The 25,983-nt window shown below is 62.1% G+C and carries 26 protein-coding genes; 11 read left to right on the forward strand and 15 right to left on the reverse strand.

What is annotated here, in order from left to right; translation table 11 throughout:
* Window positions 1–23: 23 nt before the first annotated feature.
* The 7 genes from F6V30_RS06715 to hypE form a co-directional block, all read right to left on the reverse strand.
* The gene (locus tag F6V30_RS06715; protein ID WP_151156080.1) at window positions 24–539 is read right to left on the reverse strand and encodes an NADH-quinone oxidoreductase subunit B family protein; all 516 of its coding nucleotides are present in this window, start codon (window positions 537–539) and stop codon (window positions 24–26) included.
* Entirely contained in the window at window positions 536–1,234 is a 699-nt protein-coding gene (gene hoxU / locus F6V30_RS06720; protein WP_151156081.1) for a bidirectional hydrogenase complex protein HoxU, read from the reverse strand. The genes F6V30_RS06715 and hoxU overlap by 4 nt, the downstream gene beginning before the upstream one ends.
* Entirely contained in the window at window positions 1,222–2,850 is a 1,629-nt protein-coding gene (locus tag F6V30_RS06725) for a NuoF family protein (RefSeq protein ID WP_151156082.1), read from the reverse strand. Before F6V30_RS06725 ends, hoxU begins: the two co-directional genes overlap by 13 nt.
* Window positions 2,847–3,350: an NAD(P)H-dependent oxidoreductase subunit E gene (locus F6V30_RS06730; RefSeq protein ID WP_151156083.1), complete on the reverse strand. Its 504-nt coding sequence runs from the start codon at window positions 3,348–3,350 to the stop codon at window positions 2,847–2,849. Before F6V30_RS06730 ends, F6V30_RS06725 begins: the two co-directional genes overlap by 4 nt.
* 148 nt (window positions 3,351–3,498) lie before the next feature.
* Window positions 3,499–3,951 (reverse strand): N-acetyltransferase, encoded by a 453-nt coding sequence (locus tag F6V30_RS06735; RefSeq protein WP_151156084.1) that lies wholly within the window; start codon window positions 3,949–3,951, stop codon window positions 3,499–3,501.
* A 10-nt stretch (window positions 3,952–3,961) separates the two neighbouring features.
* Window positions 3,962–4,447 (reverse strand): Cys-tRNA(Pro) deacylase, encoded by a 486-nt coding sequence (gene ybaK / locus F6V30_RS06740; protein WP_151156085.1) that lies wholly within the window; start codon window positions 4,445–4,447, stop codon window positions 3,962–3,964.
* 173 nt (window positions 4,448–4,620) lie between these two features.
* Window positions 4,621–5,634, reverse strand: a complete 1,014-nt coding sequence (gene hypE, locus F6V30_RS06745) for a hydrogenase expression/formation protein HypE (RefSeq protein ID WP_151156086.1) — start codon at window positions 5,632–5,634, stop codon at window positions 4,621–4,623.
* Between the two features lie 161 nt (window positions 5,635–5,795).
* Between hypE and F6V30_RS06750 the strand changes: the two genes are divergently transcribed.
* The 3 genes from F6V30_RS06750 to plsY are packed head-to-tail and all read left to right on the forward strand — an operon-like array spanning window position 5,796 to window position 8,504.
* A complete protein-coding gene (locus F6V30_RS06750) occupies window positions 5,796–7,124 on the forward strand; it encodes an enoyl ACP reductase FabMG family protein (RefSeq protein ID WP_151156087.1) in 1,329 nt (442 codons plus the stop codon).
* A gap of 26 nt (window positions 7,125–7,150) precedes the next feature.
* The gene (locus F6V30_RS06755; protein ID WP_151156088.1) at window positions 7,151–7,888 is read left to right on the forward strand and encodes an outer membrane protein assembly factor BamD; all 738 of its coding nucleotides are present in this window, start codon (window positions 7,151–7,153) and stop codon (window positions 7,886–7,888) included.
* A gap of 34 nt (window positions 7,889–7,922) precedes the next feature.
* A complete protein-coding gene (gene plsY, locus F6V30_RS06760) occupies window positions 7,923–8,504 on the forward strand; it encodes a glycerol-3-phosphate 1-O-acyltransferase PlsY (RefSeq protein ID WP_246163335.1) in 582 nt (193 codons plus the stop codon).
* 171 nt (window positions 8,505–8,675) lie between these two features.
* Here the strand turns inward: plsY and ubiE are convergent, their stop codons facing one another.
* Window positions 8,676–9,386: a bifunctional demethylmenaquinone methyltransferase/2-methoxy-6-polyprenyl-1,4-benzoquinol methylase UbiE gene (ubiE, locus tag F6V30_RS06765; protein WP_151156090.1), complete on the reverse strand. Its 711-nt coding sequence runs from the start codon at window positions 9,384–9,386 to the stop codon at window positions 8,676–8,678.
* A 103-nt stretch (window positions 9,387–9,489) separates the two neighbouring features.
* Between ubiE and F6V30_RS06770 the strand changes: the two genes are divergently transcribed.
* The 4 genes from F6V30_RS06770 to F6V30_RS06785 all read left to right on the forward strand — a co-directional run bounded on the left by F6V30_RS06770 (window position 9,490) and on the right by F6V30_RS06785 (window position 14,981).
* Window positions 9,490–10,764, forward strand: a complete 1,275-nt coding sequence (locus F6V30_RS06770) for a putative glycoside hydrolase (protein WP_151156091.1) — start codon at window positions 9,490–9,492, stop codon at window positions 10,762–10,764.
* 1 nt (window position 10,765) lies between these two features.
* Window positions 10,766–12,187: a diadenylate cyclase CdaA gene (cdaA, locus tag F6V30_RS06775; RefSeq protein ID WP_246163279.1), complete on the forward strand. Its 1,422-nt coding sequence runs from the start codon at window positions 10,766–10,768 to the stop codon at window positions 12,185–12,187.
* A 127-nt stretch (window positions 12,188–12,314) separates the two neighbouring features.
* On the forward strand, window positions 12,315–13,358 hold the full coding sequence (locus F6V30_RS06780; protein ID WP_151156092.1) for a C40 family peptidase: 1,044 nt from the start codon (window positions 12,315–12,317) through the stop codon (window positions 13,356–13,358).
* A 66-nt stretch (window positions 13,359–13,424) separates the two neighbouring features.
* Window positions 13,425–14,981 (forward strand): B12-binding domain-containing radical SAM protein, encoded by a 1,557-nt coding sequence (locus F6V30_RS06785; protein ID WP_191965594.1) that lies wholly within the window; start codon window positions 13,425–13,427, stop codon window positions 14,979–14,981.
* A gap of 32 nt (window positions 14,982–15,013) precedes the next feature.
* Here F6V30_RS06785 and F6V30_RS06790 read toward each other — a convergent pair whose 3' ends face one another.
* On the reverse strand, window positions 15,014–15,439 hold the full coding sequence (locus F6V30_RS06790; RefSeq protein WP_151156094.1) for a hypothetical protein: 426 nt from the start codon (window positions 15,437–15,439) through the stop codon (window positions 15,014–15,016).
* Window positions 15,440–15,653: 214 nt separating this feature from the next.
* On the opposite strand from F6V30_RS06790, the gene F6V30_RS06795 reads away from it, so the two are divergent.
* The 4 genes from F6V30_RS06795 to pap all read left to right on the forward strand — a co-directional run bounded on the left by F6V30_RS06795 (window position 15,654) and on the right by pap (window position 19,630).
* A complete protein-coding gene (locus F6V30_RS06795) occupies window positions 15,654–16,466 on the forward strand; it encodes a transporter substrate-binding domain-containing protein (RefSeq protein ID WP_246163282.1) in 813 nt (270 codons plus the stop codon).
* Window positions 16,467–16,476: 10 nt separating this feature from the next.
* Complete coding sequence (locus tag F6V30_RS06800; RefSeq protein ID WP_151156096.1) at window positions 16,477–17,265, forward strand: amino acid ABC transporter permease; 789 nt, start codon at window positions 16,477–16,479, stop codon at window positions 17,263–17,265.
* Window positions 17,255–17,986 (forward strand): amino acid ABC transporter ATP-binding protein, encoded by a 732-nt coding sequence (locus tag F6V30_RS06805; protein ID WP_151156098.1) that lies wholly within the window; start codon window positions 17,255–17,257, stop codon window positions 17,984–17,986. Before F6V30_RS06800 ends, F6V30_RS06805 begins: the two co-directional genes overlap by 11 nt.
* Before the next feature lie 156 nt (window positions 17,987–18,142).
* Window positions 18,143–19,630: a polyphosphate:AMP phosphotransferase gene (gene pap / locus F6V30_RS06810; RefSeq protein ID WP_151156099.1), complete on the forward strand. Its 1,488-nt coding sequence runs from the start codon at window positions 18,143–18,145 to the stop codon at window positions 19,628–19,630.
* Between the two features lie 24 nt (window positions 19,631–19,654).
* Here the strand turns inward: pap and F6V30_RS06815 are convergent, their stop codons facing one another.
* The 6 genes from F6V30_RS06815 to hypB form a co-directional block, all read right to left on the reverse strand.
* Entirely contained in the window at window positions 19,655–20,227 is a 573-nt protein-coding gene (locus tag F6V30_RS06815; protein WP_151156100.1) for an HAD family hydrolase, read from the reverse strand.
* 3 nt (window positions 20,228–20,230) lie between these two features.
* Entirely contained in the window at window positions 20,231–21,130 is a 900-nt protein-coding gene (locus tag F6V30_RS06820; protein WP_149306698.1) for a protoglobin domain-containing protein, read from the reverse strand.
* Window positions 21,131–21,151: 21 nt separating this feature from the next.
* Entirely contained in the window at window positions 21,152–22,243 is a 1,092-nt protein-coding gene (hypD, locus tag F6V30_RS06825) for a hydrogenase formation protein HypD (protein ID WP_151156102.1), read from the reverse strand.
* Window positions 22,244–22,280: 37 nt separating this feature from the next.
* Window positions 22,281–22,511 carry a HypC/HybG/HupF family hydrogenase formation chaperone gene (locus F6V30_RS06830; protein WP_151156103.1) on the reverse strand — a complete coding sequence of 77 codons (231 nt, stop codon included), beginning with the start codon at window positions 22,509–22,511 and terminating at the stop codon, window positions 22,281–22,283.
* Window positions 22,512–22,696: 185 nt separating this feature from the next.
* Entirely contained in the window at window positions 22,697–24,991 is a 2,295-nt protein-coding gene (gene hypF, locus F6V30_RS06835; RefSeq protein WP_151156105.1) for a carbamoyltransferase HypF, read from the reverse strand.
* Window positions 24,961–25,785: a hydrogenase nickel incorporation protein HypB gene (gene hypB, locus F6V30_RS06840; RefSeq protein WP_151156107.1), complete on the reverse strand. Its 825-nt coding sequence runs from the start codon at window positions 25,783–25,785 to the stop codon at window positions 24,961–24,963. Before hypB ends, hypF begins: the two co-directional genes overlap by 31 nt.
* Window positions 25,786–25,983: the final 198 nt, after the last annotated feature.

Genomic DNA, 25,983 nt, shown 5'->3' on the forward strand with positions numbered 1-25,983 from the left:
TCGAAAATCTCCTGTGGGGCCGATCAGCCGAAGCTGATCATCTCCGGCGGCAGTTCCGCCGGTTGCCCCCGGAGCAAGCAGGTCAGCAGGCGCCGAATCCTTTCCGGGGCCGGCGGGCAGCCGGGCAGGAACGCATCCACCCCGATGACCTGATGCAGCGGCACCGCACGGGGCAAAAGGTGCGCCACGCCATGTTCCGGCGCCGCCTCACCATAGACCCGCCCCAGAGTGGCGGCAAGACCGGACGGGTTGCGCAGGGCGCTCACATTGCCGTTCACGGCGCAGTCCCCCAGGCTTACCACACAGGCGCTCCGCTCTCTGATGATCCCCGCCATCTCCCGATTGTCCTCATTCGCCACCGCTCCCTCCACCAGGACGATATCCACCCCGTGAGGATATTCCTTGATATCCGCCAGGGGGGAATAGACCAGATCGCACTGTTCCAGCACCCCCAGCAGGTCGCCGTGCAGGTTGAGCAGGCTCATGTGACAGCCTGAACAGCCGGAGAGCCAGACGGTGGCAAGCCTGGGGCGCGTCATTTCCGGCTCCTTCGCCACTCGGATAACCTCTCCATATCTATGGTCGCTTTTTGGGTCGGCGCGTCCTTTTCGAAGAGCGCTCCGGTGGGGCACGCCTGCACACATTTGCCGCACCCGGTGCAGGTGGTGCTGGTTCCCCACGGTTGCGCCAAATCGCAGATGATCCGGCTGGCCGCCCCCCGCCCGTCGACATCCCAGGTATGGGCCCCCTCGATCTCGTCGCAGACCCGGACGCAGCGGCGGCAGAGGATGCACCGGTTGTGGTCGATCCCGAAACGCGCGTGGCTGATATCAACCCCGGCCTGGGGCGAGATAAAGGCAAAACGCACATGGTCGATGCCGAGGCGCGCCGCCAGGTCTTGCAATTGGCAGTGCCGGTTCATCACACACACCGCGCAGCTATGGTTGCGTTCCGCCAACAGCAGTTCCACGATCATGCGCCGCGCCGCCGTCAGGCGTTCCGTGTCGGTCGTCACCACCATGCCCTGCTCGGCGCGCGTGGCGCAGGCCGGGACCGGGCGGGGATACCCCGCCACCTCAACCAGGCAGACCCTGCACGCACCGGCCGGGATCAGCCCCCCCAGATTGCAGAGGGTCGGGATGTCGCTACCCGAGCGGCGCGCTGCCGACAGGATGCTCTCGCCCCGCCGGGCGCTTACGCTGCGATTGTTTATGGTAAGCGTCAGTCGCGGCATGGGACCCCCTCCATGGCACAGACGCCGGTTGGGCAGCGCCGGTCACGGACGTGGCTTTCGTACTCCTCCCGGAACCAGCGCAGGGTGCTGAGCACCGGCGTGGGGGCCGCCATGCCGAGGCCGCACAGGCTGGTTTCCTGCATAAACCGGCAGAGTTGCTCCAGTTGAGACATGTCGTCCGAGGTCGCCTCGCCGGCGGCTATTCGGTCGAGCAGGCGTGCCGCCTGCTGGGTGCCTGTCCGGCAGGGGGCGCATTTGCCGCAGCTTTCGTCCTGACAGAAATGCATGAAAAAACGGGCCACATCCGTCATGCAGCGCTGGTCGTTCATCACGATCAGACCGCCGGAGCCCATGATGGTGCCGAGCCCCTTGAGCGACTCGTAGTCCACCGGCACATCCATATGGCCGGCCGGGATGCAGCCGCCGCTGGCGCCGCCGGTCTGGGCCGCCTTGAAACTGCCGCCGCTCACGCCGCCGGCCATGGCCAGCAACTCACGCAGCGGCGTCCCGAGCGGTACCTCCAGCACCCCCTCGGTGGCCACGTCGCCGGAGATGGAAAAGACCTTGGTGCCGCTGTTACCCGGTGTCCCCATGGCCCTGAACCAGGCCGCGCCGTTGCGGATGATCGGGGCGATACAGCCGAAGGTCTCCACGTTGTTGATCAGGGTCGAGCCGCCCCACAGGCCGCGTTGGGCCGGGTAGGGGGGGCGGATGACCGGCTGGCCGCGCCGTCCCATGACGGAAGCCATCAAGGCCGTCTCTTCGCCGCAGACGAAGGCTCCCGCCCCGATGCGCAGGCGGATGCGGAAGGAAAAGCCGCTCCCCAGGATGTTGCGCCCCAGCAGGCCGGCCTTGCCGGCATCGGCGATCGCCGCCCCCAGGCGTTGGGCGGCCAGGGGGTATTCTCCCCGCACGAAGATGAAGCCGTCGCGGGCCCCCACGGCATATCCGGCGATGACCATGCCTTCCAGCAGCCGGTGCGGGTCGGACTCCATCAGGGTGCGGTCCATGAAGGCGCCCGGGTCGCCCTCGTCGCCGTTGGCTACCACATATTTCCGCCTGCCACTGGCCGCTCGTACCAATTCCCATTTCGTGCCGGTGGGGTAGCCGCCCCCGCCGCGGCCGCGCAGACCGCTGGCGCCGATCTCGCCACAGACCTGCTCGGGCGTCATCTTCCCGATGGCGTGGGCCAGGGCGCGGTAGCCGCCGGCGGCCCGGGCGCTGTTCAAGTCGTTCGGATCGATCCTGCCGCACTGCTCCAGGACGATGCGTGTCTGTCGGGCGATGAAGGGAAAGTCGGGCGCCAGGCGGCCCTGCCCGGGGGGAGCGCCGGCCAGGTGCGCGGCAACCGTCGTGCAGGCGGCTTGGGGCGTCATGCGTTCGTAATAGGCCGCCGGATGGCCATCCCGCTCGATCCTGATCATGGGGCCGCGGCTGCACGGTCCCATACAGCCGGTGCCGATGACGGCAATGGGGGCTTCGCCCCAGGTTTCGCGAAGCGCCCGCAGCACCCCGGCGGCGCCGGAGGCAAGGCAGGGAGAACCGAGGCAGACAGAGATCTTCAGGCCACCGCCGCGTGCCGTTGCCCCTTTGTCCTTCGGTCCGGGCGTCTTCACGGCGACGTGTCCCCCCCATCCCGGCGGGTCGCCAGACGCTCCACGAGGGGTTCAAAGGATGCGTGGGGGCAGGCCTCGCCGTCGAGCATGACCAGCGGTGCCAGCCCGCAGGCGCCCAGACAGCGCACGTTTTCCAGTGTCAGGCTGCCGTCGGGGGTGGCTGCACCGCAGGGGATGCCCAAATGCCGCTCCAACCGTTGCAAAAGCCTGGAGCCGCCTTTGAGGTGGCAGGAGGTACCGGTACAGACCGTACAGCGGTGCCGGCCGGGCGGTTCGAGTCGAAAGGCGTGATAGAAGCCGGCCACCCCGTAGACGAGGCTGGGAGGAAGCCTGAGCCGCGCAGCTATCAGGCCCAGCACCTCGCGATCCAGCCAGCCGAACTGCCGCTGGGCGGCGTGCAATATCTCGATGAGGCTGTCCGGGCGTCGGCGCTGCTGCTGCATGACGCGCTCAAGGGCCCGGTAGCGGTCGTCTTCACGATGTGGTGCATGGATATTCATCCCGGTTGCCTTTACGCCGAACGAAATACGCTGCCGTTTCCAATAGTATCACCGGCCCGGCGATACTCAATGGGCGGCACCGCAAAAAGCAAAGCCCTCTCCGGTGGCGGAAAGGGCTTTGCAGCAAGCAGGCAGGCTAAGAGAGGCCTTAGTTCAGGTCCAGGATCATGGCGTTTTCGTCACAGTCCGGGAACTTGACGCATTTGATGCAGTCGCCCCAGACCTTTTGGGGCAACTCGGACTTGTCCACCAGGCGGAAACCGAGGGTGGCGAAAAAGTCGGGCCTGTAGGTCAGGCAGAAAATGCGCCTGAGGCCGATCTGGCGCGCTTCGTCGATGCAGGCCTGCACCAGCTGGCTGCCGATGCCCCTGCGGCCGACCTCCTCGGCCACCGCCACGGAGCGCACTTCGGCCAGGTCATCCCAAACGATATGCAGAGCGGCCGCTCCCAGGAGCTTGCCGTCGTCCACAACGACGTAAAAATCGCGTATCGATTCATACAGTTCCGACAGGGAGCGGGAGAGCATGTCCCCCTGGCCGGCGTACTTCATCAACAACTTCTGGATGGCCTTGACGTCGCTAATCTGGGCCTTACGGATCATTCCTTTTCTCCTAATGTATCCCCACGTGCACCGGCACCGGCTTCAACACCCTGACCAGTTCCGCTGGCGCCATTGCTACCAGGTAACCGCGCTTCCCGCCATTGATGTAGATCTTCTCCAGCCCGGCGACGGTTTCTTCCAGATATACCGGCATCTGCCTGCGCGTGCCGAAGGGCGAGGTGCCCCCCACCTGATAGCCGCTGTGCTTTTGGGCCGTCTCCGGGGTGCAGGGGGCGATCTGCTTGACACCGATGATGCGGGCCAGCTCCTTGGTCGAAACCTGCAAATCGCCGTGCATCAGGATGATGAGCGGCTTTTTTGCTTCATCCTCCATGATCAGGGTCTTGATCACGCAGTGTTCGTCGACTCCCAGCTCCCGGGCGGAAACGGCCGTGCCCCCCTTTTCCTCGTAGGCGTAGAGGTGGTCGGTGAATTCGACCTTTTCGGCCCGCAATTGGCGGACGGCCGGGGTTATGGGCGTCTTTTCCTTTGCCATTTACCTTAAAACCTTACATCTGCCACAGAGGCACGGAGACACAGAGAAAACCAGGAGAAAGAACAAAACAAAAAATCCTCAGAGTAAAATTGCCCTTTTGGTTTCTCGTCTATCAGCCGTTCTCCGTGTCTCTGTGTCTCTGTGGCAGATGTTGAATTTAGTCGGTTCCGAATTCAGCAGATCCTGGGCAACTGCTCCCCGGCCAGCATCTCCACCGCCCTTGTGCCGCCGACGCTGGTCTCCATGCGGACCCGGCCCGGCTCTCCGTCGACAACCTCGCCGATGATGGCGGCCTGGATGCCGAGGGGGTGCTGTCGCATCGCCGCCACGACCCGTTCCGCGGCCTCGGGAGCGACAAAGGCGAGCAGCTTCCCTTCGTTGGCGACAAAGAGCGGGTCAAGGCCAAGGATCGAGCAGACGCCGCGCACCGCCTGGTTCACGGGGATCTGCTCCTCGTGCAGGGCGATGCCCACCTCCGACTGCTGGGCGATCTCCTTGATGGTGGTGGCGATGCCGCCGCGGGTCGGGTCGCGGAGCACGTGCAGCAGATCTCCCGCCTCGGCGATGATTGCGGCCACCAGGCTGTTGAGGGCGGCCGAGTCGCTTCGGATGTCGGTCCCGACGTTGAGCCCCTCGCGGCCGGCCATGACGGCAATGCCGTGGTCGCCCACGGTGCCGTTGATGATGATTTTGTCGCCCGGCCGGGCATTGGCGCCGTGGATGGCGATATCATGTTCCACCGAGCCGATCCCGGCGGTTGTGATGAATATTTTGTCCGCCTTGCCCCGGGGGACGACCTTGGTGTCGCCGGTCACGATCCGTACCCGGGCCTTGTCGGCGGCCTGGCGCATGTCGTCCAGCACGGTTTTCAGGTCTGCCCGGCTGAACCCCTCTTCGATGATCAGGCCGACGCTCAGATAGAGCGGCTGTGCGCCCATCATGGCCAGGTCGTTGACCGTGCCGTGGACCGCCAGGCTGCCGATGGTGCCGCCGGGGAAAAAGATCGGATCGACCACGAAGGAGTCGGTGGTGTAGGCGAGTTGGCCGGCAGGCGGGGGGAGCAGGGCTGCATCGTCTTGCCCGGAAGGGGCGATTCCGCTCAGGGCGGGGATGATCAGTTCGTCCAGAAGTTGATGGGAAAGCCGGCCGCCGCTGCCGTGGCCGAGAAGGATGAGGTCGCTATTCACGGTGAGATTGGGTCTCCTGCTGATTGTTTTTACCCACGATAGCACGAAAGCCCCCTCTTGTCACGGCAGCTTTTTCTGTTCACTTTGCCGGCCGGTTCATGATAAGAGTACCAAGTTTTGAAAAATCTCGCCGCACGGCGGGAACGCAGGCGGAGGATTATATGACTGATTATAGGCCACTGGAAAAATTGCCGGCTACGGCGGGATACAAGCCGGGGGACGTGCTGGTCCTGGTGGGGGAACTTTTCGGCCGCGGGTATGCCAACGGCCTGGTGGAGGAGGCCCGACGCGTCGGCATGGACGTGATCGGCACTACCGTGGGGCGGCGCGACAGCGACGGTACCCTGCGGCCGTTGACCGCGGAGGAACTGGCGGGCGCCGAGGCGCTCCTGGGCGGGAGCATCATCAACGTCCCGCTGGAGGCTGGTTTTGACATGGAACAGGTGGACGGACAACCGTCGGTGGCCGAGCAACTCAAGAAGGCCAAGCCGGACGAGTGGGCTTCCATCAGTTTCAGTCCCGATTTTATCGAGAAGGCCAGGAGCGCCGGTACGGCCCGGATGCGCGCCGCGCTGGCGCAGGTGATGCACCAGCTCGCGTCACGTATTCCGTCCGGCGCCAATGTGCTCTTTGCCCATTCCATGGCCGGCGGCATACCCCGTGCGCGGGTATTCATGCCGCTCCTCAACCGGGTCTTCAAGGGAACCGGCGATAAGTTCCTCGCCTCGGAAGGCTTCTGGAACAGCGACCTGGGCCGCCTGTGCGACGCCAGTTTCAACGAGGTCACGGGCGATACCTTCCGCTATCTGATCGAGGAGTCGGCCGCTCTGCGCGGACGCCTCGGCGCAGCAGGCGGGCAGGTGCGCTACGCCGCCTACGGCTACCACGGCACCGCCGTACTGGTGGGGGGCGAGTACCGCTGGCAGTCCTATACCCCCTATGTTCAGGGGTGGGCCAAGATGCGCCTCGAAGATATCGCCGCCGAGGCGACCGGGAACGGTGTCGTCGCCACGGTCTTCAATTGCCCCGAGATCCAGACTAACTCCAGCGCCCTTTTCCTGGGAGTGGAAATCTCGCTGTACCCGCTGCTGTCCGCCATTCGGAATGTGGCGGGCGAACGCGCCGCCGCACCGCTTTTCGAGCGCTGCCAGGCCATGCTCAAGAAGGGGGAAACGGTCGAACATCTGTTGGAACGGGCCGACGCCTACCTGGCGTCGCCGCTGCTGGCCGGGATGCTTGATTTCGCCAGCTGGCCGCACCACAGCACCCGGGAACAGATGGAGTTGATGCTGGCCAGTTCCGCCGAATTGCTGGGGATGCATGCCGACCATAAACAGTTGATCTGCGCCGAGCTCTCCCGCATCGTTTTTCTCTCCACCGGCCGGTTGATGGTACACGCATCCTGGAATCCCGGGGCTGCCGCCCTCTGGTTGAGCCATGACATCATCGCGCGACTGCTGCACGATGAACTCGGAGCGGGAATTATCTGATTGCAGGACACCATGCGAGGAAAACCATGAAGAGCTTACTGAGTGCTATCGCGATCGGCACCCTTGCCGCCTCCCTGTTGCAGGGGTGCGCGTCGCCGCCGGTGAACACATCGCCCGATGAACTTTACAAGGATGGCGAACAGTCCTTTCACAAGGGCCGGTACGAGAATGCCGTTGCAAGCTGGAAAAAGGTCAAGGAAAGTTACAAGTCGCCGGAGCTTACGGCCAAGGCGGAGATCGGCATTGCCGATGCCTATTTTCTCAATAGAGACTATATCGAGGCCGCTGCCGCCTACGAGGATTTCCGCAAGCTTCACCCCAGGCATGAACGGGCCGACTATGCCCTTTTCCGGCAGGGGCTGAGCTATTACAATCAGATAAACCGTATCGACACGGACCAGACGCCGATCAAGAACGCCCTGGCCATTTTGGAATCGTACCTGAAGTTGTATCCCGACGGCGAGCATATCCAGGAGGCCCGGGAGAGGGTCCGCGACTGCAGGGACAAGCAGTTGCAGTACGAGATCTACGTCGGCCGTTTCTACCTGAGGACCGAGAAATATCCGGCCGCCATCGCCCGTTTTGAAGAGGCGCTCAAGACGTTCCCCGGGCTTCAGCATAACGACGAACTGCTGTACTACCTCGGGACGGCCTATCAGGAAGCGGGACAGCGCGAGAAGAGCCGTGAGGCGTTTGACCGGCTGGTGCGCGAGTTTCCCGGCAGCTCCTTTGCGGCCCGTATCCCGAAGGCCGCAGGCAAATGATTTCAGGATTTCGACCATGACAGCACAATTCGACATGATGCTGGCTGCCGCCTGTGCGGCGGCCTACCTTTTGGGGTCGATCCCCACGGGACTCCTTCTGGGCAAGGCCTGCGGCATTGACGTGCGCCATGAGGGAAGCGGCAATATCGGCGCCACCAACCTGTACCGCACCGCGGGCCGCAAGGTCGGCGTACTGACCCTGATCGGCGATTGCCTCAAGGGCCTTGTGCCGGTGCTGGCGGCACACTACTATGCCCCGGCAACGGATCTGGCGGCCTGGGTCGGTCTGGCGGCCTTCTGCGGTCACGTGTTTTCGGTGTTTCTGCGGTTCAAGGGGGGCAAGGGGGTCGCGACCGCCCTCGGGGTCTTCCTGGCGCTGTCGCCCCTGGCCGTGGCAATCGCCCTCGCGGTCTTTCTGGTCCTGGTTTTGAAATGGCGCTACGTATCCCTCGGCTCCGTAGCTGCGGCGGCGGTCATGCCGCTCGCCGTGTACGTGCTCCACGGGGAACGCACAATGCTGCTGGTGACGGGGATTGTGGCCGCAATCGTGATTGTCCGGCATCGGGCAAACATCAAGCGGCTGGTGAACGGGACGGAGAGCAAGTTCAAGGCTTAGGAGGTTGTTGAAAAACAGCCATCTCGCCGCCATCCTCGAACGCCCTTTCGTGCGGCGTAGCGCTGCTACGCCTCCTCAGGGCATTCTGTGGGTGCGACGATCTGGCTATTTTTGAACAACCTGAGTTTTTTAACAGCCTGTGGGAAGGGATTATCCTCGAATGCTATTTGTCTATTCCTTTTCGCCGGCGTAGATGGTGGCGATACCGAAGGTCAAGGGGTGGATGTGGATGTTGCGGAAACCTGCGTCGGCAACCATATGGGAAAATTCCTCATGGGAGGGGAATTCCAGTACCGAGTCCGGCAGGTACTTGTAGGCGTTGTATTTCGAGAAAAAACCGCCGATGACCGGTAGAAGACGGCGGAAGTAGAAGTAGTAAATCTGCTTGAAAAATTGGGAGCGCGGCGTGGAAAACTCCAGGATGACCACCCGCCCGCCGGGCCGCAGCACCCGCCACATCTCCGCCAGCCCCAGTCTCCTGTCCACCACGTTCCTGATCCCGAAGGCGATGGTTACCGAATCGAAGGTGTTGTCGGGAAAAGGGAGATCCTCGCACGGAGCCATCTTGAAATCGATCCGTCCGGCATAGGGAGAGGTCGCCACTTTGGCTTGACCGAATTCCACCATCTCCTGGCAGAAGTCGGCCCCGGTAATCTTTACCGAGGATGGGGTCGATCTGGCTATCTCCAGCGCCACGTCGCCGGTGCCGGTCGCCACGTCCAAAATCCGGGAACCCTCCCGGTACTTGATAAGCCGCACAGCCTTTTTGCGCCAGTATCGGTCGATGCCGAAGCTGAGCAGGCGGTTGAGGAAGTCGTACCGTGGGGCGATACTCCCGAACATCCCCTGGATTTTTTCACCCTTTTCAGACAGTCTGAACATAAGTTTGTACTACCTTTTCCGATAATTTACTGCTATAAATTACTATTTGCCTTGTAGCATATTTCCGGGGCATAAACCAGAAAAAACCAACGGAGTGCCGTGAGTGAAGAATGTTGTCGCCCTTGCTGGTCGTGTCGCCCTGATCATCGTCACCTGTTGTGGTCTTGTCTCCTGTCAGAATGAGCAGAAACCCGCCGCGTCCTCCACGGCGGCCTCCAAGCCGGTTCCCCCGACGCCATCCAAGCGTCGGCAATTGCTGAACATGGAGGTGCGGGCGCTCTATATAACATCCTGGACCGCCGGGATCAATCGCTTCCAGACCCTGACCGACATGGTGTCCCGCTCCCACTTGAATGCGGTGGTGATCGACATAAAGGACAGCACCGGCAAGGTCGGCTACGACTCCGCGGTGCCGCTGGTGGCCCAGACGGGCGCCTACGAGAAGCGTATCCGCGATCTGGATGCCGTCCTCAAACAGTGCCGCGACAAAAAGATCTATACCATTGCCCGTATCGCGGTTTTTCAGGACCCAAACCTGGCCAAGGCGCGCCCGGACCTGGCGGTGGGCGGCGGCGGCCAGAAGGTCTGGAAGGACCGCAAGGGGCTGGCCTGGGTTGACCCGGCTTCGAAGACGGTCTGGGACTATAATCTGGCCATTGCCAAGGAAGCGGCCGCCAAGGGCTTTGACGAGATCCAGTTTGATTATGTCCGTTTCCCCACCGACGGGAAGCTGAAGACCATGACCTATCCGGTTTATAAGCGCGATGTGCCGAAACATGAGATCATCCGCCGTTTTTTCCAGTATGTGGACCAGCAGATGAAGCCGGTGGACGTGATGACCTCGGCCGACATCTTCGGCCTCACGACCATGGTGGACGACGATATGAACATCGGCCAGCGCATTCAGGACGTGGCCGACTATGTGGATTTTGTCTGCCCCATGATCTACCCGTCCCATTATCCCACTGGCCACCTGGGGCTGAAGAACCCGGCCGAACACCCCTATCGCGTCATTTACGACGCCTGCCTGCGGGGGATGAAGCGGCTTGAAGGGAAGCGGGCCAAGATGCGCCCCTGGCTGCAGGACTTCAAGCTGGGGGCTGTCTACGACAAGAAGATGATCATTGATCAGATTCAGGCCGCCCGGGACGCCAAGGTATTCGGTTTCAGCATGTGGAACGCCCGCAACGTCTATACCGACGCAGCCTATCTGGAAAAACTGCCCGAGCCGAACCCGGCGCCGCCCCTCAGGGACCAGGTGCTGGAGGATATCCGCAGGCATGATGCGGCCCGGCTTGCCATGCAGAATCGCTCCACAGCGATCAGGCAGGAAAAACCGTCCATCCACAAACCCCGTAGAAAAGCAAAAGGGAATTGACGTGCCCTCTTTTTTGAGAATACAGGATATCGCCGATATCCTGATCATGACCTTGCTGCTCTATCAACTCTACTCCTGGTTCCGCAGGACCCGCGCCATGCAGGTGCTGCTGGGGTTGGGGGTGGTGACCGTCATCTACTTCGTCACCCGTTTTCTCGGCCTCTATATGACCAGCTGGATTCTACAGGAACTGGGCACGGTGCTGATCGTCCTGATCATCGTGGTGTTTCAGGCCGAGATCCGGCAGGCGCTGTACCGTTTCAGCCTTATGCGGCATTTTTTCGGCAGCCGCCAGGAAACGCAGCAGCTGAGCCGGTTTCAGGAAGTCGTCGATACGCTGTTCGGTCTGGCGAAGAAGAGGACCGGGGCGATTGTCGTCTTTCAGCGGAGCGAATCCCTGGTGGACCAGATGCTGAACGGCGTGAGCCTGAACTGCGAGATTACCCCCCAGATACTGGAGGCCATCTTTTACGACGGTGCGCCGCTGCATGACGGCGCCGCCCTGATCAGGGAAGGAAAAATCGCCCTGGCGTCGTGCCACCTGCCGCTGTCCCAGAACCCGGAACTCCCCCAATTTTACGGTACCCGCCACCGCGCCGCCCTCGGGCTCTCGGAACGCACCGACGCTGTCGTGGCGGTGGTTTCGGAAGAGCGGGGCGAGGTATCGCTGGCCGTGGGGGGGGAGTTGCACCGCCTTTCCTCCGCCGGCGAGTTGGTGGCGCTCCTTGAAAAGTTGCTTTTGCCTGAAAAGGAAAAGCCTCGCGAGAGCTTTCGGCAGCGATTTTTTTCCAATTTGCTGCCTAAAACGGCGGTTCTGCTTATTGTCATAGCATTCTGGGCCTTGATTACCTCCCGCCAGGGGGCGATCGCCACGGTGACGGCCCCCGTCCGGCTGCACGGCATACCGCAGGGGCTGGTGCTGCTGCGGAGTTCTCCCGAAGAGGTCGAGGTCCAGGTAAAGTCCTTTTCCAGTCTGACGCCCACGCCGGCAAAACTCGATATTGCCGCCGACATCGATTTGTCGGAGGTGCGGGAGGGGGCGGCAATCGTCAGGATCAGGAACTCGGACTTCAAGCTCCCCTCCGGCATGGTGGTCGGCAGCGTCAATCCCTCGTCCATACGCATCGTAACGGAGAAAAAAGTGCGTAAAACCGTGCCGGTCAGGGTCGCTTTGCGCGGCAGGCTGCCGCGGGGGCTGGGGGCATATCGGGTGGTGGCGTCGCCCGACACGGTCGAGGTGGAAGGGCCGTCCGGCCAGATCTCGAAGCTTGAGGCGGTGGCGACGGAAGAGGTTGATGCCAGCAAGCTCGTCAAGGGAAAGGAATATCAAAAAAATCTGCTGCCGCCGTACAAAAATGTCACCATCCTGCGGGATGAGCCCTTGGTCTTAAAACTTGTTTCCCGTCGTGCGGTTCATCAATAATATTGTTGAACTGGCATGTGGGTTGCAGAGTGACGGGGGCGGCGATGGGCAGTAAAGGATTGACAAACGGGGCAGTTTGTTATATAAAGCCCAAACCGTCGCACTAAAACTAGAACGAGGAGGGGTAATGACACATATCCGAACTCTTGCCGCGATCTGTCTCATCCTGCTTTCCTTCCCGCAACTGGTTTTGGCCTCCAAAACCCACGTCGCGCGCAGAAGTGAATCGCTTCATTCCATAGCACGCAAATATCATGTATCCGTCGAAGAACTTAAATCTGTCAACAACCTGAGCAGCACCCGCATCGAACAGGGAAGCCGCATCATTATTCCCGCCCGTGCCGAGCAGAAAACGGCAAAGGCGGCAAAGGCCGCGTCGTCGTACAAGGTCGTCAAGGGGGATACCCTCCCCAGGATCGCCAAGAAGACCGGTCTCAGGATGTCGGAACTGCGCCGGCTGAACGGCCTGAAAGGCAACAGGATCAAGACGGGGCAAGTTCTGGCCCTGAATGAACCCGCACCGGCAGTCGAGGAAAAGGCCCCCGTTGCCGTCGCGTCCAACAGGTCGCAATTGGTTAGTAAAGAACTTTTGAACGAACAGGAAATCTCGTCAACTTTGGCTGAATTGAGCGACATTGACGCCGACCGGCCGGTTGACCTTGCCAAGAATATCGAAGAGACCAATCAGGGGATCAGCGGCCTGAAAAAAACCGCGTACGGTTTCCTGGGGGCTCATTACCGTTTCGGCGGCAACAGCCGCGGCTCGCTCGATTGTTCCAGTTTCGTGCAGCAGGTGTTCCGTGAGCAGAAGATCAACCTGCCCCGTACCGCACGCGAACAGTTTAACGTCGGCAACGAGGTTGTGCGCGGCGACCTGCGCAAGGGTGATCTGGTATTCTTTCAAACCTATGCCCGCTTCCCGTCCCATGTCGGCATCTACCTCGGCAATCGCAAGATGATCCATGCTTCCTCCCGCGACCGCCGGGTGGTGATCTCCTCCATGGATACCCCCTACTATCTTTCGCGCTACCTGGGCGCCCGGCGGGTCGGTTCCGTCGCCAGCAGCGGCGGGGCGATCAATTTCAACGAACTACTGCAAGGGGTTGAGGAAGAGCAGGATAATGACGCTCCGGCTAACGACACCATGGGCATTAGTCTTAACCTGAATTAGTGCCGCCGCCGATCTATGGCAAATAAAAAATCCGGGCTCTTTGTGCCCGGATTTTTTTGTTCGACTATGAAAATTATTTTAGCGTACATATCCGGGGAAGCCGATCGCAGCGATCCTTATATCAGTTTGCTGCCCAGTGGACTCTGTTATCTGCATGCCGTGCTGCGTGAAGCCGGCTACGATTCCCTTCTGGCCAACCTTTCCGGGTGGTCCCTCCCCGTAATCAAGGAACAGCTCTCCTCCCTGCAAGCCGACATCATCGGCATTTCCCAATGGACCCACAACCGCCATGCCTCTCTTGAGGTGGCGCGCCTGGCGCGCCAGCTGAATCCGGACAGCGTCATCATTCTGGGAGGAGGGCACGCCACCTTCCGCTACCATGAGATGCTTGCCGACGATTCGCCGGTCGATATCGTCGTGGTGGGAGAGGGAGAAGAAACGTTACGGGAGTTGACCGAGAGGATCGCGCAAGGGGGGGGCTGGCGGGATGTGCCCGGCATCGCATTCCGCGACGGAGCCCGGGTCGTGCTCACGGAACAGCGCATGCCGCAGAGGACGCTCGACACGCTTCCGTTTCCCGCCCGCTATCTGGATCACTCCATCGGCGTCGATCTGGAACTGCAAGCCGAATTCGTCCTGACCGCCCGTGGCTGCCCCTCTGCGTGCAGCTTCTGCAGTTCGCCGGGATTCTGGGGGCGTCGGGTGCGGTTCCGCTCCCCGGCAGACATCGTTGATGAAATCCTGTACATTCGCGACCGGTTTGGCCTGATCTACTTCTCGTTGCGGGACGATACCTTTACCGCCGATCGCACCAGGGCCATCGAATTCTGTCGTCTCATGATCACGCGGCGGGCTGCCGTGCTCTGGAACTGCCAATCCCGCGTCACCACCCTGGACGAGGAGGTGCTGACGTGGATGAAACGGGCCGGCTGCGAGTGTGTCCAGATCGGGATCGAGTCGGGCTCGCCGCGCATCCTGGCCCAGCTCGACAAGTCGATCCAGCCGTGGCAGGTGGAACAAACGGCCGCCCTGGTGCGAAAGGTCGGCATCAGTCTCTCCGTATATCTGATCTCCGATGTGCCCGGGGAGACTGAAGACGATATCCGCATGACCGTCGAGCTGGTCCGGCGCATCAAGCCGGACGATGGTTATGTCTCGCCGCTGGTCTACTATCCAGGCACCCGGCTGTTCGAACAGGCGGTCGCAAACGGCCAGGTTCGCCCCGACATTTTCGAGGAGACCCCGGATACGGCCCTCTATGCTGCAGGTAAGCCCGGGCGGGCGGCCCACCGTATCATGGGGGCGTTTACGGCCGGGGCGGGAGGAGCGAGCGAGCGCCGCTTTCGGCAACAGAAGGCGCTTTTGGGGTATTGCGCCACCACCAACGTTCTGGCGGGAGAGTGGTACCGGCAGTCGGGCGCCATCGATGCGGCCGAGCGGGAGTTCAGGGAGATAACCGAGCGCGAACCGCATAACCCCTGGGGCTGGCTGCTGGCGGGAGAGTTACATGCCGCACGGGGCGAAAAACGGAAGGCCGCCGAATGTTACCGCCGGGTCCTGGCTCTGGTGCCGAACCACGGAGCGGCGCTGCGGGCGTTGGACACAAAAAAAGCGGGGCCGTGAGGCCCCGCTTTTTTACTGATCGGTGGGAATCGTTATTTCACGATCCTGATACCCGGAATGAACATGATCTTGTCGAAGGTCTTGTTCAAGGTCTTGCTCTGGAAGTTCACCATCGGCGGAGCAACGGGGAATTCGATGGTGTCGCCGACTTTAACCTTGAACTCGGGCAGCGCCATCCAAACCTTCTCACCTTTGTCGTTGGCCGCTTCCACGTAGGTGTAGCCGCCGGAATTCATGGTCTGGGTTACCTTCCCTTTTTGGCCTGCGCCGGCGGGGATCTCCTGCGCCTTCATGCCGGCGTGGGGGTCAGCGCCCGGAGTGCCGGGGTGTCCAGGAGGCATTTGGCCTTGTGCAGGCATACCAGCGGGCTGTTGAGGAGCTTCGGTTTTGGGTTTCTCTTTGCACCCGGCAAAAGCAAGTGCAGCGATAACAAGAAGGGATAATACTATTTTTTTCACCTGCAACCTCCTGATTTTTAGTAACAACTGTTTCTACCACATTTTAATCTCATGTTCCAATAAAAAAGTTGAGAACATGCTGGCTGCACCGCCCTCCCTCTATTTTTTGCGCTATAGTTAGTGCATCAGAGTTTTTTTGAAGCGGTGCTTTTCTGTGCTATAGTTTGTGATATGTCGCCAGTGATATCCGCAGACAAAAGGGGGGAGCCGGAATATGACGATTACACCCATCCATCGCACTGTCGCGTGCTTCATGCTGGCGGCGGCGCTCCTTGCCCTGGCCGCGTGCGTGAGCAAGCAGGAACCGGCCGCCAAGAACACCCTGGTCGTGGGGATGGAGTTGGCCTATCCTCCCTTTGAGATGACCGATGAAAAGGGGGCGCCCAAGGGCATCAGCGTCGATCTGGCCAACGCGTTGGGCACGGCGCTCGGCAAGAAGGTCGTCATCCAGAACACCGCCTTTGACGGTCTGATCCCGGCGCTCAAGACCGGGAAGATCGACCTGATCATCTCCTCCATGACCATCACCGACGAGCGTCGGCAGTCGGTGGATTTTTCCGACCCCTATCTTGCCACCGGTCTCTGCCTGCTGGTGGGTAAAACGTCGCCGATCAAATCAATCGATGACCTGGACAAACCGGGTGTCACCGTAGCCGTCAAAAAGGGGACGACCGGTCACACCTACGCAACCGGGAACCTCAAGAATGCCAAGGTCCTGGTCCTTGACAAGGAGGCCGCCGCCGTGCTCGAAGTCGTCCAGGGGAAGGCGGACGCCTTTATCTACGACCAGATGTCCACCTATACCAACTGGAAGAAGAACCGGGAGACCACCCGCGCCCTGTTGCATCCCTTCCAGCAGGAAAAATGGGGCATTGCCCTGCGCAAAGGCGATACGCAGCTCAAGGAGCAGATCAACCGGTTCCTGGGGACGTTCCGTGCCCAGGGCGGCTTCGAACGGCTGGGCGACACTTGGTTGCGCGAGCAAAAAGCGACCTTCAAGGAGCTGAACTATCCTTTCTTCTTTTAACCGGACCACGGTGCGACGCTACTTCTTCACGACCCCCGGCAGCCGCGGGGACAGGATTCCGGCCGCTGCCGTCGCGGCCAGTTGGCTGGCGGTGTTCCTGCTCCTCTCCCTGCTGTTCTGGTTTGCCTTCAGTCAGGTCAAATTCGCCTGGGGCTGGGATGCTGTCTACGCCTATCGCTACAAATTCCTGAAAGGGTGGCTGACAACGGTGGCCGTCTCCTCGGCCGCCATGGCTTTAAGCCTGGTGGCCGGCCTGGCCACGGCCCTGGCCCAGCGGGCTCCGTTCCTGCCGCTGCGCTATCTGGCGCAGGTCTATGTGGAGATCATCCGCGGCACCCCGCTTTTGGTGCAGATTCTGATCTTTTTTTACGTGGTGGCCGACGCCTTCGGGATCAACAACCGCTACCTGGTGGGGGGCGTCATCCTCGCCATGTTCGCCGGGGCCTATATCTCCGAAATCATCCGGGCCGGGATCGAAAGTGTCGGCGAGACCCAGTTGGAGTCGGCGCGGGCCATCGGTTTCACCCGCGCCCAGATCTACCGCTACGTCATCTTCCCCCAGGTGACCCGCCAGGTCCTGCCCCCCATGGCCGGGCAATTCGCCTCGCTCATCAAGGACTCGTCGCTCCTGTCCATCATCTCGGTCAACGAGTTCACCCTCAACGCCCAGGAGGTGAACGCCTTCACCTTCAGCACCCTAGAGAGCTACCTGCCGCTGGCGGTCGGTTACCTGATCCTGACCCTGCCGATCTCCCTCTGGACCAAGCGCCTGGAAAAGAGATTCCGTTATGCGACTTGAGGCCAACGCTATCGTCAAATCCTATGGCGACCATGTTGCCCTGAACGGGGTGAATCTGACCATCCCCCACATCCGCACCGTCGCCATCCTGGGGCCGTCCGGCGGCGGGAAATCCACCCTGCTGCGCATACTGGCGGGCCTGGAAACCCCGGATGCGGGCGCTATCGCCCTGGACGGCGATCCGATACAATTCAACGAGGCATACCTGCTGCGACACCGCAGGGGGATCGGGACGGTGTTCCAGTCGTTCAACCTGTTTCCGCACCTGACCGCCCTGGACAACATCGCGCTCCCCCTGGAGAAGGTGCATGGCTACGAGGCCTCTGAGGCGGCAACCTATGCCCTGCAACTGCTGGCCCGGTTCCATCTGGCCGGGCACGCCCTCAAAACCCCGGCCCAGCTTTCGGGGGGGCAGAAACAGCGGGTGGCCATAGCCCGCGCCGTGGCCATAAAACCGCGCCTGCTGCTGTTCGACGAGCCGACCTCGGCCCTTGACCCGGAGATGACCGTGGAGGTGCTGGACCTGATCGCCGAACTGCGCCAGGAGGGGCGGCCGCTCGTGCTGGTGACCCACGAGATCGGTTTTGCCCGCCAGGTGGCCGATCAGGTGGTCTTTCTCCACGAAGGGCGGGTACTGGAGTGGGGGGACGCCGCAGAGCTGTTTGAACAGCCGGCCACCCCGGAGATGCGGGGCTTTCTGGACAAGGTGTTGAGATACTAACAGGCTGTTGAAAAACTCAGGTTGTTCAAAAATAGCCAGATCGTCGCACCCGCAGAAAGTCACGCGGAGGCGTAGCAGCGCTACGCCGCACAAGGAGACTTTCGAGGACGGCGGCGAGATGGCTGTTTTTCAACAACATGCTAAAGGAGGAGAACCATGTTCGAGTCCGCCGAATTGGGGCACACGATCAGCAAAACCGTCTGGAAGAAGGAGCTTCCCGAACTGCGCGGAGCCCTGTTGGACGCCCAGCTCGACCTGCTCCAGTCGAAGAAATTCCCGGTCATCATTTTGGTGGCCGGCGTGGACTGCGCCGGCAAGGGGGAAACGGTCAATCGCCTCAACGAATGGATGGACCCGCGCCACATCGAGACCCACGCCCTGCGCGATCTGACCGACGAAGAACAGGAACGGCCCCAGATGTATCGCTACTGGCGGGTGCTCCCCCCCAAGGGGAAGATCGGCATCTTCATCGGCACCTGGTATTCAGCGCCCCTGCTGGAAAACGTCTACGGCACCATCAAGAATGCCGAACTGGACCAGCGGCTGGAGCGGATCGTCCACTTCGAGCGGATGCTCTGCGACGAAGGGGCGCTGGTCCTCAAGTTCTGGCTGCACCTGTCGCGTGATGAGCAGAAAAAGCGCCTGAAGAGCCTGGAGAAAGACCCCAAAACCCGCTGGCGGGTCACCGATACCGACTGGCAGCATTACAAACTCTACGACAAATTCCGCCAGGTCTCGGAACGGATGCTGCGCACCACCAGCACCGCTGAATCCCCCTGGACCATCGTGGAGGGGAGTAATCCCAACTACCGCTACCTGACCATCGGCAAAGCCCTGCTCGCCGCCCTGCGCCAACGTCTGGACGCAGTGGAACCGCCGCAACACGACGAGCCGATCCCCCCCATCATGCCCACCATCGACAATCTGCTGATCTTAAGGACCCTGGACCTGTCGAAACAATTGAAGAAATCCGACTACGAGGATGAGTTGGAGAAGTACCAGGGCAGGCTCAATCTGCTGACCCGCCATGCCGGTTTCCGCAAGCTCTCCGTGGTGACGGTCTTCGAAGGGAACGACGCCGCCGGCAAGGGAGGGAGCATCCGTCGCGTCACCCAGGCCCTGGACGCCCGTCTCTATCGCATCGTCCCGGTGGCGGCCCCCACCGACGAGGAGTTAGCCCAGCCCTATATGTGGCGCTTCTGGCGCAACATCCCCCGCAAGGGGCGTTTTGCCATCTTCGACCGTTCCTGGTACGGCAGGGTGCTGGTGGAGCGGGTGGAGGGGCTGTGCGGCAGGGGGGACTGGATGCGGGCCTACGGTGAGATCAACGACTTCGAGGAACAACTCGTCCGCAATCATACGGTGGTGGTCAAGTTCTGGCTCTCCATCAGCCGGGAGGAGCAGCTCAGGCGCTTCAAGGAACGGGAGAAGATCGGCTTCAAGCGTTTCAAGATCACCGACGAGGATTGGCGCAACCGGGAGAAGTGGGGCGAGTACGAGGTGGCGGTTTGCGACATGATCGACCGCACCAGCACCGACATTGCGCCCTGGACCCTGGTGGAGGCCAACGACAAGTACTATGCCCGCATCAGGATACTGAAGACCCTCTGCGAGCGGATCGAGGCGGCGCTGGGGAAGGTGTGACGAACCGTTTCACAAACAGGCCGCTTATTTGAATAGGACCCGCTCCCCGGCCCGGAGCAGCAGGAAGAAGAGCTCGGCCAGAGGGCGGTGCCGGAAGGAACGGTAGGGACGGCGGATGTAGAGGGTGCGGGCGCCTGCGTTGAGGGCCGCCAGGCAGCCGGTCAGCAAGCGGTCGTCCACCATGAGGACGGCGGACAGGGGCACGCGGGCCAATTCGCCCACCCTCTGGAGACCGTCGGGATAGGGCTTCTTGCGGACGCCGGAGATGAAGCGGATTCCGGGGAAATGGTCCCTGAACCAGATTCTGCGGGCCTCGGTCGGCTTGTTGGAGAGGACGAAGATCCTGTCCGCGCCGAAAACCGCGCAGCACCGGGCCAGCCATTCGCGGGCCTCGGGAAGCGGCTCGGGAAAACCGTGGGGGGCCAGGACCCCGTCGAAATCCAGGGCCAGGGCCGCGATGCCCCCGGCGGCGAGCTGCTCCGGGTCCTGGTTTGTGATTGTCGAGTCGGATGGCGTTTCCCGCAGAATCCGGCCGAGTTCCTTCCGAAAGGTGAAACCGAGGGTGAATCCGGCCAGAACGTGCGCAAACGGGGGCATGGGTTATGCCTTGTCCAGGTCTTTCTGAGCCCGGGAGACCAGGTAGTAGAGGATTCCCAGGATCAGCAGGGTGCCGGCCAGGAAGGCCTGGGTGGCCAGATCGTCGTGGCGCAGGGTGGAGATCAGGATCTCGCGGATCATGGCCACGATGATGACGCCGATGAAGACCAGGATGTTGAATTTGCCGCCCTTCAGGTTCTTGATCTCGTTGTCCATCAGCTCGATCATCATCCAGAGGATCAGCAACTCGCCCAGGGCGCTGAGTATGCCTTTCTCCACATCCCCGCGAAAGATATTGATGAGATCCCAGCCGAACAGCAGGGCGACCGAGATGGAAACCCCTGCCAGGGCCAGCACCAGCACCAGGTTGAGGCCGTAGGTGAAGCGTTCGGCCAGCCGGATGAGGTGGGATTCCAGTTTGCGCGAGACAAAGACCTTCTTCAACTCCTCTTCGCGGTAGGAGGCGCTCATGACGTCCAGATTCATGTCGAGGATCTTTTCGGTCGCCTCGCGCAGGGCGCGCCGCTCGTCACGGTCCGGGTAGTTCTCGTCGATCAGGTTGAGCAGGAAATGGCGGACCCGGTTCATGGCGACATTGACGAAATGGACGTTCAGGCCGACCTTGACATGGGCGTGGCCGATGCGGGTCAGGTGGTTCAGGTAGTTGTTATCGTAGGCGCCGCCGAAGAGCGACATGAACCAGTTGCTGTGCATCTCAAGAAGACGCTGGCGGTTGCTGGTATTGAGGATGGCGGTGGTTTCGGGCAACCCGTAAAGATAGTTGTGGAATTCGCCGGAGAAACGCTCCTTGTGTTGGGCCGCCAGGGGCTGAAAGGCTTTGAGCAATTCCTCGTCGTCGTCGGTGAAGCCGTAGTGGTCTTTAAGGTCCTGCATCGAGGTCATAATTGCACCTTTTATCCGTAGTTATCTTCCGTATTTGTATGCCGCCGCGCAGGTCCCCTCGCTGGAAACCATGCAGGCGCCCACCGGAGATTCCGGCGTGCAGGCCGTGGCAAAGAGCGGACAGTCGAAGGGGGACAGCTTTCCTTTGAGCACCTCGCCGCAGCGGCAGGCGGGATTTTCCTGTTCTTCCCCCGGATCGATCGCCAACGCCCTCTCCGCATCAAAGCGTGCAAGTTCGGGCTTGATGGCCAGGCCGCTGCCGGGGAGCAGCCCCAGGCCGCGCCACGAGGCGTCGCACGGCACAAAGACCCGCTCCATGATGGTCTGGGCCTTGGGGTTGCCTTCCCAGCTCACGGCGCGGCTGTACTGTATTTCCACCCGGCTTTCCCCTGCCAGGACCTGGGCCAGCAGCATCTCGATGCCCTGCATGACGTCGGCCGGTTCGAAGCCGGTCACCACGCAGGGAATGCGGTATTTCTCCGCGAGCGGCTTGTAGGCGTTGGCGCCGATGACCGTGCTGACGTGGGCCGGACAGAGGTAGCCGGAAAGGGCCAGGTCCGGGTCGGCGGTGAGGATCTCCATCGGCACCGGCATGGTCTTGTGGGAGGCCAGGACGTAGTAGTTCGAAAGCCCGAGTTTGGTCGCCTCCAGGATGCTGGCGGCGATGGTCGGGGCGGTGGTCTCGAAGCCGATCCCCAGGAAGATCACCCGGCGTTCGGGGTTGGCATTTGCCAGGGCGACCGCATCCAGGGGGGAGTAGACGATGCGCACGTCGGCGCCCTTGGCCCGTTCCTCCATGAGGGAGGAGCGGCTGCCGGGAACGCGCAGCATGTCGCCGAAGGTGGCCACGATATTGCGGGCATCGGCCGTGCAGGCCACGGCCCTGTCCACGTAGCCCACCGGGGTCACGCAGACCGGGCAGCCGGGGCCGGAGATGAGCCGCACGTTCTCCGGGAGCAGGGAGCGGATGCCGAACTGGTAGATGGCCATGGTATGGGTGCCGCAGACCTCCATGAAGTTGACCGGTTTTGTCAGCCGCTCCGCCATGCGCCGGATGTTGGCGGCCATGTTTTTCACCAGTTCGCGGTCGCGGAATTCGTCCTGGAATTTCATGCTTTCTCCTCCGCGGCAGAGCCGCATGCCCGCCCGTTCATCGCATATCCTCCGGGGCAAAGACCTCTTTCATCATGCGCAGGGTCTCCTGGGCATATTCCTCATCCAGGCGCGAGATGGCGAACCCGGCATGAACGATGACATAGTCGCCTATCCCGACCTCCTCGCCCAGCAGCATGACGCTGGCCTCCTTCTGCACGCCGTCCACCTCGGCCACAATGGTGTCGCCGTCCCTGCTGAGAATCTTCATGGGTACACCAAGACACATATCTGTTTATCTCCTTCCTGAATCCGTGACGTCTTCACGGCTCCTCTCGCTTAGCATGCCTCAGTCCCGGCTTTGCAGGACGTTTCTCCACCATGGCGGAGTACCGGCGGCACCTTCGGTATGGTATTTCCCGGCGGCGATTGACCCCGGCATGTCACTCGCTCCGCCGTGAAGGCATCACGGATTCAGGTCCTTCCCCGCCATCCGGCTACCACCGCCTGCCCGAGGGCGATGCCGCCGTCGTTGGGGGGGACCAGCCGGTGGGTGAATATCTGCAGTCCCCGATCGAGCAGACCAGTATATACCATTTCGCTCAAAAGGCGATTCTGAAAAACACCGCCGGAGAGCACCACCCGGTCGAGCCCGGTTTGCCCCGCTATGCGGCACGCCGCCTCCACGGCGGCGCGGGCCACGGTGGCGTGAAAACGGTAGGCCATGGCCGCCGCCCCCGTGCCGACGGCCGCATCGGCCAGGAGGTCCTGGAAAAGCGGGGTGAAATCGATGACCAGCCGCTCGTTGTCGGTAATCCCGAAGGAGTAGGTCCCCGTGACCTCCGCGGTCTCAGCCAGGGCCTCCAGTTCAATGGCCGCCTGGCCATCGTAGGATACGGTCTGGCGCACGTTCAGCAGGGCCGCCGCGGCATCGAACAGCCGGCCGCAACTGGAGGTGAGCGGCGCGTTGATGCCCCGTTCCAGCATGGCGGCAAAGATGCCTTTCCGGGTATCGTCCAGATGCCGTGCAACCGGGTGGTCCAGGTTGAAGGCTCCTTCGCCCAGGGACCGGTACAGCCACGCCAGGGCCATGCGCCAGGGCTCCCGTACCGCCGTGTCTCCCCCGGCCAGGGGCACGGGCAGAAAGGTGCCGGCCCGCCGGAACCCTTCGTAGCCGCCGACCAGAAACTCGCCGCCCCAGATGGTGCCGTCCGTGCCGAAGCCGGTACCGTCGAAGACGATGCCGACCACCTCGCCCTCCAGGCCGTTTTCCGCCATGCAGGCCGCCATGTGGGCGTGGTGGTGCTGGACCGTTACGAGCGGCAGCCCCGATTCCGTCGCGTGGAGCGAGGAGATGTAATCGGGGTGCAGATCGCAGGCGACCAGTTGCGGCGCTATTTCGAGAATGCCCGCAAGGTGTTCGATGGTGTGGCGGAACGAGTCGGCGGTCGAGCTGTTCTGCAGGTCGCCGATGTGCTGGCTCAGGAATGCCTGATCCCCCTGGGCCAGGCAAACGGCCCCTTTCAGTTCTGCCCCCACGGCCAAAAGCGGCGGCGTCGCGAAGGGAAGTCGCACGGCCCGCGGCGCATACCCCCTGGCCCGGCGGTAAAAGAGCGGTTTGCCCTGGAAGAGACGCAGGACCGAATCGTCGCTGCGCACATGGATCGGCCGGTTGTGAACGAGAAAGAAATCGGCGATGCCGTTCAGGCGCCGGAGGGCATCGCTGTCTTCAAAGGCGACCGGTTCGTCGGACACGTTGCCGCTGGTCATCACCAGGGCCGCGAAGTGATCGCGCAGCAGGAGATGGTGGACCGGCGCGTAGGGGAGCATCAGGCCGAGCCAGCCGTTGGCTGGGGCCACCAGGGGCGCGACCGGGCAATCCGGGGTCTTGCGGGCGATGACGATCGGGCTCTCCGGGCCGGTCAGCAGCCGTTCCTCCTGGCCATCCAGCACCACCAGCCTGCGGGCGGCCGCCAGGTCGGCGGCCATGACGGCAAAGGGCTTTTCATCCCGCTTCTTCCGTGCGCGCAGCCGTTCGACCGCCGCCGGGTTGCCGGCATCCACCGCCAGGTGATATCCGCCGATGCCCTTGACCGCCAGGATCTTGCCCGCGCGCAGGAGTTCGATAGCCTGGGCGAGGGCGTCGTCCCGCTCCGCAACCGGGACGGCATCGGCATCAAGCAGGCGCAGCTGCGGACCGCAGGCCGGGCAGGCGATGGGTTGGGCATGGAAACGCCGGTCCGCCGGGTCGTCATACTCCCGGCGGCAGTCGGGGCAGAGCGGAAATGCGGCCATGGTGGTCCGGGGCCGGTCGTAGGGGATCGCGGTGATGATGCTGTAGCGGGGGCCGCAGTTGGTACAGGTGATGAACGGGTAACGATAGCGCCGGTCGGCCGGATCGAACAGCTCCCGCAGGCAGTCGTCGCAGATGGCTGAGTCGGGCGCCACCTGGATATTCTTCGCTCCATCCCCGCTGGGGAGGATGGTGAAGCCGCGCTCCGGGACCGGGGGGATATCCTCCACGAAACTGGACGTGACAGCGGCCAGGGGCGGGAGGTCGTGGACCAAGGCGCGTTGGAAGGTGTCCAAGGTTTCAACCGGCCCCTGGACCTCGATCTCGACCCCGGCGGGGATGTTGCGCACCCAGCCGCTCAGGCCGAGTTCGCCGGCCAAGCGGAACACGAAGGGCCGGAACCCGACGCCCTGGACGATGCCGTTGATGAGGAAACGCTTGCGGACTATGGCTTTGCCGCCCCCGTTGCCAGCCATTGGTACCATCCGTCCATCCCCTCGCCGGTGCGCGCCGACACCTCGAAGATGATGATGCCGGGGCTTACCCTGCGGGCGTATTCCTTGCATTTTTCCACATCGAAGTCCAGGTGGGGGAGCAGGTCGGTCTTGTTGAGCAGCATGACCGTGGAGTTGTGAAACATCTGGGGGTACTTGAGCGGCTTGTCCTCGCCCTCGGTCACCGAGAGGACCGCCACCTTGTGGTGCTCGCCCAGGTCGAAGGAGGCCGGGCAGACCAGGTTGCCCACGTTTTCTATGAGGAGCACATCCAGGTTGTCCAGATCAAACCCATCGGTGCCGTGCATGACCATGTGGGCATCCAGGTGGCAGCCGGCGCCGGTGTTGATCTGGCGGACCGCTACGCCGGTGGCGGCGATGCGCTGGGCGTCATTGTCGGTCTGCTGATCCCCCTCGATCACCGCAAAACGGAACCGGTCCCCCAAGTCCCGCAGGGTACGCTCCAAAAGGGTGGTCTTGCCCGACCCGGGAGAGCTTACCAGGTTGAGGACGAAGATGCCCTTGTCCTTGAACAGGGCGCGGTTGAAGGAGGCCAGGCGGTTGTTCTTGGCCAGGATGTCCTCTTCGATGCTGATCACGGTCCGTTTCCGGTCGCCGTGGTCGTGGTCGTGACGATCGTGGGCTTCATGCTCATGGTCATGGTGCTCGTGATCATGGTCGTGATCGTGGCTATGGCTGTGACTGTGGTGATGGTCGCCGTGCTGGTGGTCATGGTCGTGCGTATCGGTCGGGCCGCAGCCGCAAGTGGTGCACATGGGTTCCTCCGAAAATGGGTCCTTATGATGGTGTAACCGTAGCAGTTTCCGCGTTGTTATGCAACAATCCTGAATCCGACGTGACGCCTCCATACCTCCTGTCCGGAAGGCCTCTGCCTCTACGTTCGAGGAGATAACCGGCCGTCCGGCGGAGGACCGGCGGGGTGACTGTTTGGTGCGACACGGGCGGCGTGCTGG

Origin of the sequence: Oryzomonas sagensis (genome assembly GCF_008802355.1) — a bacterium.
Taxonomy (GTDB): domain Bacteria; phylum Desulfobacterota; class Desulfuromonadia; order Geobacterales; family Pseudopelobacteraceae; genus Oryzomonas; species Oryzomonas sagensis.